The 10,867-nt window shown below is 52.0% G+C and carries 1 protein-coding gene; it reads left to right on the top strand.

The window, feature by feature from the left end:
* The first annotated feature begins 4 nt into the window (after positions 1 to 4).
* Positions 5 to 10,594 (top strand): non-ribosomal peptide synthetase, encoded by a 10,590-nt coding sequence (locus tag NYR52_RS09660; RefSeq protein WP_259435553.1) that lies wholly within the window; start codon positions 5 to 7, stop codon positions 10,592 to 10,594.
* Positions 10,595 to 10,867: the final 273 nt, after the last annotated feature.

Raw genomic sequence — 10,867 nt, 5'->3', positions numbered from 1 at the left:
ATAGATGGATATGAAAAATATGGCGGATATATACTCCCTTTCTCCAATGCAAGAGGCGATGTTGTTTCATTCCTTATATGACCAAGGGAATTCGTATTTTTTGCAGATGGTCATGAAAGCCGAGGGAGACTTGGATCCCGCTTTGTTAGAAAAAAGCATGAACGTATTGATTCAACGTTATGAGGTGTTTCGTACCGTTTTTGTATATAAAGGAATGACGAAGCCGCGCCAAGTTGTGTTGAAGGAAAGGAAATTCAAAATAGGTGTGCGGGATTTGTCCCATCTGCCGGAATCGGAGCGTACCAGCGCATTTTCCCAGCTGCTCCGCCAAGATCAAGAAACACCGTTTGATTTGTCCAAAGATATTTTGTGGCGTGTGACCGTCGTCCATATGGGAGAGGGGCGCCATCACATCATTTTTAGTAGCCACCACATCCTGACGGACGGCTGGTGTATGGGGATTATTCTGGAGGATTTGTTTGAAACGTATGGCCGTTTGCGACAAGGGCAGCCGGTTCCCACCAAACGGGTCACACCATATCGGGAATACATTCGTTGGTTGGAAAAGCAAGACAAAGAAAAGGCTTTGACATATTGGAAAGATTATTTGGCTGGCTTCGATCAGCGCACGGGGGTGCCTCGGCAAGGGCAGGAGAAGCCGCAAGATTACCGGTTGGAAAAGGCCTCGTATCAGCTTGATCCGGCGTTGACCGAAGGGTTGCATCAATTGGCCCGTACGTCGCATGTCACGTTGAACAATTTGTTTCAGACCATCTGGGGCATACTGCTGCAGAAATACAACGATACAGAGGATGCTTTGTTCGGTGCGGTTGTGTCGGGTCGCAATAAAGAGATTCACGATATCGAGCGCATTGTGGGCTTGTTTATCAATACGGTGCCTGTTCGCGTCAAAGGGGCGGGGGCTCAACGTTTCATCGAATTAGCCAAAGAGGTGCATCAAGCTTCTCTCGACAAAGAGGCATTTGATTACCTTTCTCTAGCGGAAGTGCAAGAGCGAACCGAACTGAAAGAGCAATTGTTTGATCATATCATGGTTTTCGAAAACTATGATTTTGACCGTTCGGTTTTCGAAAAACACCGGGAGCACATCGGGTTTGACATCTGCGGGGCATACAGCACGTTCGACAAAACCAATTATGATTTCAACGTGATCGTAGTCCCCGGAGAAAAATGCCAGATCCTGTTTCATTACAATGGGTTGAGCTACACTGCGGCGTTTGTCGACCAGGTTTTCCGGCACTTTTCACATATTGCAAAACAAGTGGTGGAGCGCCCCGACCTGCCGATCAATGAGATCGAAGTGGTAACCGAAGAGGAGAAGCGGACGTTGCTGGTTGACTTCAATCCGCCAATGCGGCCTTATCCCAAGCATAAACCGGTCCAACAGCTGTTTGAAGAGCAGGTTGAACGGACACCCAACCATGTCGCGCTCAAGATGGGCACCTGTCAGCTGACCTATCGGGAGCTGAATGCCGAGGTGAATCGCTTGGCTCGCGTGCTACGCAGACGTGGGGTGGTGAGAGGCCAGCTGGTCGGCCTCATGGCAGAGCGCTCTTTGGAGATGATCATCGGCATGTTTGCAATTATTAAGGCCGGTGCCGCCTATGTGCCGATTGATCCCAATTATCCGGAAGAACGCATCCAATTCATGCTGGATGACGGCCATATTTCCTTGATTGTGAAACAGCCGCATCTATGTTTGCCGCCCGCTTTCATGGGAGATGTTGTTATCCTTGACGAAAAGGTCTGGGCCGGCGAAGAGGGGGACAACCTCCCGCTTATGAGCGGGCCGGAGGACATGATCTATGTGATCTACACATCAGGTTCTACCGGGACGCCCAAAGGGAGCATCTCATGCCATTACAACGTTGTACGCACGATCGTTCAGACGGGGGATGTAGATATCACCGCTGAAGATGCCATGCTACAGCTCGCCAACTTCACCTTTGACGGATCCGTGTTTGATATATTCGGGTCCTTGCTTCACGGCGCAAAATTGGTGTTGGCGCCCAAAGAGGTTTTGCTTGATTTGAATCAAATAACGGCATTGATTCGAGAAGAGAAAATTACCATCTGTTTTATGACGACGGCATTGTTCAACACCATTGTCGATCTGAACGTCTCTGCCCTCGCCGATTTGCGGAAGCTGATATTTGGTGGGGAAAAAGCCTCGCTTAAGCATGTGCGCAAAGCGTTGGCGGTGTTGGGCAATGATCGCCTTGTCAATGCCTACGGCCCCACTGAGGGCACGGTGTATGCGACCATGTATCGGTGTGAACCGTACTGGCTGGAGCAGCAAACGGTCCCCATCGGTAAGCCTGTCAATGCGACCAAACTTTATGTGGTGAACAAATCCAATCAGTTGCAACCGATTGGTGTGCCTGGTGAATTATGCGTCAGCGGCGACGGAGTGGCTTTGGGGTATCTCAACCGGCCGGAGCTTACCGCGGAAAGGTTTGTGCCTGACCCCTTTGAACCGGGCAGAACCATGTACCGTACCGGGGATTTGGTGCGGTGGTTGCCCGACGGCAACATAGAGTACATCGATCGGATGGATGGCCAGGTGAAAATACGCGGCCACCGTATTGAGCTCGGTGAAATCGAAGTCAAATTGTTTGAGCATCCCGCAGTAGAAAAAGTCGTTGTAATCGCAGACAAAGATGAACACGGTCACTCATACTTATGTGCCTATGTCATGTTGGGAGAGCCGTGCGAAATGTCCGAATTGCGCCAGCATGTGCAGGCTGGATTGCCGGAATACATGGTGCCAGATTATTTTGTGGAGATCGCTGATTTACCACTTACGTTCAACGGGAAAGTCGATAAGCGTTCCTTGCCCAAGCCCACGCACAGCTTGCGGACTGAAGCCGATTATGTCCGCCCAGCGAATGAGCTGGAAGCCAGCTTGGCGGAGATCTTCCAAGAGGTGTTGAATCTGGAGCGGGTCAGTGTGACGGCAAACTTCTTCCAATTGGGCGGGCACTCGCTGAAAGCGATGATTTTGGCTTCACAAGTGCATAAGCGACTGCGTGTCGATTTGCCGCTCCAAGAAGTGTTCGCGCGGCCGACGGTAAGAGATCTGGCAAGCTATGTGCAGGCAAGCCGGGAATCAGAACAGCTGGTGATCAAACCAGCACCCGCGCAGGAGTGGTACCCCGCATCTTCCCAACAAAAGCGGTTGTATGTGGTCAGCCAGCTGGAGGGATCGGGTGTCAGCTATAATATGCCCATGGCTTTCGATTTGCAGGGGCGTATTGAAGTGGAGCGGCTTGAGCGGGCTTTCGGCCAGTTAATCGCCCGGCACGAGAGTTTGCGCACTTCCTTCCATCTGGTGGAGGGGGAACTAAAACAAAAAGTACATCAGGACGTATCATTTGTGATCCAAAAGATGACGGCGGGGTCTGAGGAGGAAATGCGGGATCAGTTGCGTGCGTTCGTCAGGCCGTTTGTTTTGGATCGGGCACCGCTGTTTCGAGTAGGGCTGATCAGCCTTGCACCGGAGCGGGCTGTGCTGGTGATGGATTTGCACCATATGATCGCCGATGGGGTGACGATGAATCTCTTGTTCCAAGACTTGGTGCGGCTCTACGAAGGGGAGCGCCTGCCCCCGCTTCCGTTGCAGTACAAAGATATTGCTGTGTGGCAACAAAGTGATGCGGTGCGCGCCGAGTGGAAGCGTCACGAAGCGTTTTGGCTGCAGGAAATGGCGGGAGAGTTGCCGGTGTTGACATTGCCGACCGATTTCCCGCGTCCTCCCGTGCAACAGTTTGATGGGGCGTATGTGACCTTTGCGCTGGACGCGGAATTGACGCGTAAACTCAAGCGATTGATGGAAGAGCAAAATGTTACCCTGTATATGTTGCTGTTGGCCGCTTATCATGTGCTATTGGCAAAATACACCGGGCAAGAAGATATTATCATCGGTTCCCCCATCGCAGGCCGCTCCCACGCAGACATGCAACCGGTAGCCGGTATGTTCGTCAACACGCTGGCTGTGCGCAACACACACCAGCCTGAGCAGACATTTGCGGAATTTTTGGCCCAAGTCAAAGCACGCGTGTTGAAAATGATGCAACATCAGGACTACCCGTTTGAAGAATTGGTGGAAAAGCTGGGACTTGCCCGCGATTTAAGCCGCAACCCGTTGTTTGACACACTATTTGCCGTGCAAAACATGGACTTGTCCGCACTCGTTTTGCCTGGATTGACATGGACGCCGCTTGAAATGGAGTGGAAACAGGCGAAATTCGACATGAGTTGGGTGGTGGCAGAAGGCGAGCAAGTGCAAGGGACCGTTGAGTATAGCACCCATTTGTTTACGGAGGCAACGGTTCAGCGCATGATCGGTCATTTCATCCATATCATTGAGCAAATCGTGGAACGACCACAGATGCGCGTGCAGGACATCGTATTGGTGACCGAAGCGGAAAAAGAGCTTCTGCTAGGGACTTTCAATAAGACGACTCACTCTTACCCGCAAGACAAACCGATTCATCAATTGTTCGTGGAACAAGCGTTGCGCACGCCGGAGCGTGCGGCGGTAGTGTACCAGGGAGAGTCACTCACCTATCGCGAGCTGGATTGGCGATCCAATGAATTAGCGCAGCTGTTGCGTGACCGGGGCGTGCAACGGGAGCAGATCATCGGATTGATGTTCTCTCCATCACTTGATCTGTTTGTGGCCATGTTGGGTGTATTGAAAGCGGGGGCCGCATTTTTGCCGATCGACCCGGCGTATCCGGCGGAGCGGATCAAGTACATGTTGGAGGATAGCCGAGTGCCGTTTACGTTGACGCACGCGGGGATCAAGGAACGGATCAAAGACGCACCGGTTTTGACGTTGGATGAATTACAGTTATCAGGCAAAGAGGTACCATCCGTGCCCCTAGTCAATAAAGCTGCCGACTTGGCCTATGTGATTTATACTTCCGGATCAACCGGAAAACCCAAAGGGGTGATGGTGGAACACCGCTCGCTGGTCAACCTCACCTGCTGGCATGTGCGGGAATTTGGATTGACGGAGCGAGACAGATCAACCAAGTACGCGGGTCTCGGTTTCGATGCTTCCGTTTGGGAGATTTTCCCCAGTTTGATCGCAGGGGCGACCATTCATGTGATTGAGGAGTCGCTGCGCCATGATGTGATCGGTTTAAACCGTTATATGAATGAAAATGGGATCACGATCAGCTTTTTGCCCACACCGGTGGCCGAACAGTTCATGCGCTTGGAAAACCGTTCCTTAAGGATATTGTTGGTCGGTGGAGACCGTTTACAACAAGTGGAGCCGCGCCCCTATGTCGTCGTCAACAATTACGGTCCGACGGAAAATACAGTGGTGACGACAAGCGGACAGGTAAAGCCGGGCGAAACGATAACCATCGGCAAGCCGGTCGCCAACAATCGGGTGTATGTCATCAATCGCGACGGCCAGTTACAACCGGTCGGTGTGCCCGGAGAGTTGTGCGTCAGCGGGGAGAGTTTGGCCCGCGGCTATCTGCATCGTCCTGACCTGACCGCGGAAAAGTTTGTCGACAATCCGTTTGCGGCGGGGGAAAAAATGTATAAAACCGGAGACTTGGTACGGTGGACGGCTGATGGCCAGATCGAGTTTATCGGCCGGGTCGATGAGCAAGTGAAAATCAGGGGATATCGGATTGAACTAGGAGAAGTTATGGCTAGACTCTTGCAGCACCCGGCGATTCGGGAAGCGGTAGTGCTTGCACGGGAAGGGATCGATGGAGAAAGAAGGCTGTGCGCTTACTTCACATTGGAAGAAGCTTGCGACATCGCCGAGTTGCGGGCACATCTGGCGCAAGAATTGCCTGATTACATGATTCCCTCCCATTGGGTTCCATTGGAACAGATGCCGCTGACGGTCAATGGCAAAGTGGATAAAAAGGCCCTGCCGGAACCGTGTGGGGATTCTGAAGCCGAAGCGTACACGCCACCAGCCACTCCTACAGAGCAGAAATTGGCAGCTATCTGGCAAGAGTTGTTACAGGTAAAGCACATTAGCCGCACTGATTCGTTCTTTGCCTTGGGTGGACATTCGTTGAAAGCGATGGCTTTGACGGCCCGCTTGCAAGAAGAGTGGGGGGTAGATCTTTCGTTACGGGAGTTATTCGCGCATCCCACGATCAAGGAGTTAGCGGAATTCATCCATGGTCGGGCCCATGTGAAAGAAGCGATTCCAGTGGCGCCAATGCAGGAATATTATCCTGTCACATCCGCACAAAAACGCTTATATGTGGTGAGCCAACTCGAAGGAGTAGGTACAGGGTACAACATGCCGTTGGCGTTCCGCCTGAATGGCAAACTCCAAGAGGAGCGATTGCAATGGGCGTGCCAGCAGTTAATAGAAAGGCATGAAAGCTTGCGCACCTCGTTCCATTTGATCGGTGGGGCATTGAAGCAGAAGGTTCACACCCACGTGCCTTTCGCGATTGAATGGATGGAAGCGCAGGACGAAGTGGAAGCCGAGGTTGAACTCCGGCGATTCGTTCGCCCGTTTGCCTTGGATGAGGCACCGTTGTTCCGAGTCGGCTTAATCCGGTTAAATGCTGATCAACACATGCTGGTGCTTGACTTGCATCACATTGTCAGTGATGGGGTATCAGTCAACATCTTGGTTCGTGATCTGATGCAACTGTATCAAGGTGAAACGTTGCCAGCTCCCACGGTGCAATTTAAAGATATTGCCGTATGGCAGGAGAGTGAATCGGCGCAAGCGGCCCGCCGCCGTCATGAAGCGTTTTGGCTCGAGATGTTTGCAGGGGACTTGCCCGTCTTGGGGCTGCCGACTGACCGGCCGCGTCCACCCGTGCAACGTTTTGAAGGACAGCGTTTCGGCTTTCGCTTAAATGCTGACACCACCGAAAACTTACGCAAGGTGGCCAGCCAAACGGGTGCGACCTTGTATATGGTGCTGTTGGCGGCGTACCACGTATTGCTTAACAAATATACAGGGCAAGATGATTTCGTTGTCGGCACCCCGCTGGCCGGGCGCACGCATGCCGAGATGAAGCCGATCATAGGGATGTTCGCCAACACGCTGGCGATTCGCAATCAAGTGCGGGAGGATCAATCGTTCCGCCAGCTAGTAAATCACGTGAAGGAGCGGGTGCTTGATGTGATGGAACATCAGAGCTACCCCATGGAAGACTTGTTGGAAAAGCTGGGGCTGAGACGGGATATGAGCCGCAATCCACTGTTTGACACGGTTTTTGCCGTGCAAAACTTGGAAGCTCCCCACTTGTCGTTGCCGGATTTGGAAGTCCAACCATTTGAGTGGGGTTGGCAAAAAGCTAAATTTGATCTCAGTTGGGTGATTGCGGAAGGAGAAGGGTTGGAAGGGAGCGTCGAGTACAGCACCCATTTGTTCGCTGAAGCAACTATCCGTCGCATGACACAGCATTTTACACATATTTTGGAGCAAGTAGCCAAAAAGCCGGAACTGCTAATCAGTCAGGTGGAATTGATGACAGAGACGGAGAAAACCCAAGTGCTGTACGAGTTTAACCGAACGGAAGCACCTTATCCACATCATCGCACTGTTACGCAATTGTTTGCTGAACGTGTAAACCTGGTTCCCGACCGAACCGCAGTGATCCATGGGCAAAAGCGGATCACTTACCGTGAGTTGAACCGGCGGGCAAATCTGGTGGCTGGTGAGCTTCATAGAATGGGGGTTGCTCGGGGGCAGATCGTAGGCTTGCTCACGAAGCCTTCTATCGAGATGATTATTGGCATTTGGGGCATTTTGAAAGCGGGAGCCGCTTATTTACCCATAGACCCGCAATACCCGGAAGAACGCATTCGCTATATGGTGGCGGACAGCCGGGCCGAAATCGTATTGACGCATGGCGACGTTCCCGCGTTGGCGAGCGTCCGGCAATTAGACTTGGGTGCCTTTGATTATGGCAAAGGTGCAGGAGAGGAACTGGCACTGTCACATAACCCCCATGATTTGGCGTATGTGATTTATACTTCAGGCTCAACAGGTAAACCAAAGGGTGTGATGGTGGAGCACAAAGCGTTAGTAAATCTGATTACTTGGCATAACCGCCGGTTCCATGTGACGGAAGAAGACCGGATGACCAAATATGCCGGAGTCGGTTTCGACGCCTCCGTCTGGGAGATTTTCCCCACTTTGGTAGCGGGAGCGGCCCTCATCATCATTGACGAGGAATTGCGTTATGAAATAGAAGCCCTCAATCGCTACATGGAACAACAAGGAGTGACGATCAGCTTTTTGCCGACCCAAGTGGCGGAGCAATTCATGCAATTGCCCAACAGCACTCTGAAAACGTTGCTTGTCGGCGGTGACCGATTGCAACGGATGGTTCCTCAAACATATGCCGTCATCAACAATTACGGACCTACTGAGAACACCGTGGTAACGACAAGCTGTGAGCTGAAAGCAGATGAGCCGATCCTAATCGGGAAGCCGATTGACAACCACCGTGTTTACGTCTTAAACAAGCACCATCAGTTGCAACCGATCGGCGTTCCAGGTGAGCTGTGCGTCAGCGGCGTCGGTCTGGCTCGGGGATACCTGCATCTTCCGGAGCTGACAGCGGAAAAGTTTGTCGAAAGTCCGTTTGACTTAGGTGAGCGACTCTACAAGACCGGAGACTTGGTCAAGTGGTTGCCAGATGGGAGCTTGGAATTCCTGGGGCGGATCGATGATCAGGTGAAGATTCGCGGATATCGAATCGAACTGGGAGAGATCAGCGCGAGTCTGTTGCAGCATGAGGCGGTGAAAGAGGCTGTTGCGCTCACACAGACCATGCCCGATGGGAGACAGGAATTGTGCGTTTACTACACGACGTCTGATGATTGCCTGATCGAAGATTTGCGGGCACATTTGGCCCGGGAATTGCCTGATTACATGGTGCCAACTCACTTTGTGGAGTTGGCTGAACTTCCGCTGACGGCCAACGGCAAGGTGGATAAGCGGGCTTTGCCCATCCCGGAAACGGGAAACGCGTTGCGGGAGTATGTGCCTCCACGAACCCCGGTGGAGCGTGTGCTGGCCGAGGTGTGGCAAGAAGTGCTCCATATCGAGCGCGTTGGTGTGCACGATCCATTTTTTGAATTGGGCGGTGATTCGATCAAAGCGATGCAGGTGGCGGCCCGCCTGGCACAGCACCAGCTGAAAATGCGCTTAAAGGATCTCTTCCGGCATCCGATGATTGCGGAGTTGGCTCCTGCGTTGCGGACACTGGAGACGGAGTCTGAACAGGATCTTGTTGTCGGCGAAGTCCCGTTAACTCCGATTCAGCACTGGATTTTTGACATGAACGAAACGGTTGACCATTGGAACATGGCGATTATCCTTAAGCGGGAAGAGGGCTGGAAAACAGCCGCTTTGCGCAAAGCGTTCACCAAAATCACTGAACATCACGATGCGTTGCGGATGGTTTGCTGGCGGGAGGAGGGACGCATTCGCCTCTTTAACCGCGGACGCGACGGGGTGCACTTCACCTTGGAGGAATTTAACTTAGCTGGGGAGGCGAACATAGCCAAACGCATCGAACAAGAAGCGAATCGTCTTCATCGTTCGATCAAATTGGCAGAGGGCCCCTTGGTCAAGCTTGCCGTCTTTCATGCGGATGATGGGGATTATCTGCTTCTGATCATCCATCACTTGGTCATTGATGCAGTATCATGGCGGATCATCTCTGAGGATTTGGACAGTGCTTATGAACAGGCGCTATCGGGCAAGGAGATTGTTTTGCCGGCCAAAACGACTTCATTCAAAGAATGGAGCCATCAATTGTCCCACTATGCCAACTCTGCGGAATTCCTGAAAGAGCGTGCATATTGGGAGCGGATGGCGGATGAACGGGTGCCGAAACTACCCATTGACAAGCGCGGGGAGGAAACGTATTTATTCCAAGACTTGCACACGATCACCATGCGCCTGCCCGCTGAGGAAACCAAAGAGTTGCTTACACATGCGCATCGCGCCTTTCAAACCGAGGTGAACGACCTCTTGCTGGCTGCCTTGGCACAAACGGTATCGGAATGGGTCGGAGGCAAGGTCGCCGTTGATCTGGAGGGACACGGACGGGAGGAAATCATCGAGGGTGTGGACCTCACCCGCACAGTCGGTTGGTTTACCTCCATTTATCCGGTCATACTGGAAGCGGATCAAAGGGATTTAAGACGCACCATCGACAATGTGAAAGAAGCCTTGCGCCAAGTTCCCCATAAAGGTGTGGGATATGGCATCATGAAATATTTGACGGACCCTGCTCTCAAACAAGCGTTGCACCTGCCACCAAGAGCGGAGATCAACTTTAACTATCAAGGTGAATTTGTGCGAGATATGGAGAAAGAAGAGTATCGTTTGTCTGACATGCCTGTGGGGCAAGGAATCAATCCGCTCACCAAATGGCCTTACAAAATGGATTTCAACATCTTTGTGGAGAACGGCGAACTCCTCATCCTGATCCGTTATCAAAGCACCCTATTTTACCGGGAGACGATGGAACGGTTCGCCGCGAATTACAAAGGGAACTTGGAACGGATTATCGACCACTGCCGAAGTAAAGTGTTGATTAAGTGAAGTGATGGCGGGCAAGTTTTAACACTTGCCCGCTAAAGTAAACAAATATGGTTGACAACGCGGTGATAGGGCACTATAATCATAAACAAATTTATTTTTCACAGCGATGCGGAAAGACATGCCCTAAAGAAACCTATGCATCAGAGAGGCGTTGCCGTGGCTGCAAGCACGCCCATAGGACTTTTAGCGGATACCACTTTCCAAGCTGCCATCAGGGAGTAAGGCGACTTATGAAATGATGGCCGGGGTGTACGTTATACACCAACAAGGATG

The sequence above is a fragment of the Laceyella sacchari genome (assembly GCF_024927925.1).
Classification (GTDB): Bacteria; Bacillota; Bacilli; order Thermoactinomycetales; family Thermoactinomycetaceae; genus Laceyella; species Laceyella sacchari.
The sequence above is the reverse complement of the archived record's forward strand: the minus strand, read 5'-3'. Positions and strand labels throughout refer to the sequence as shown.

Bases quoted from the DNA above. Each gene is read 5' to 3' on its own strand.
- NYR52_RS09660 (WP_259435553.1), top strand. From the start codon at position 5: ATGGATATGAAAAATATGGCGGATATATACTCCCTTTCTCCAATGCAA.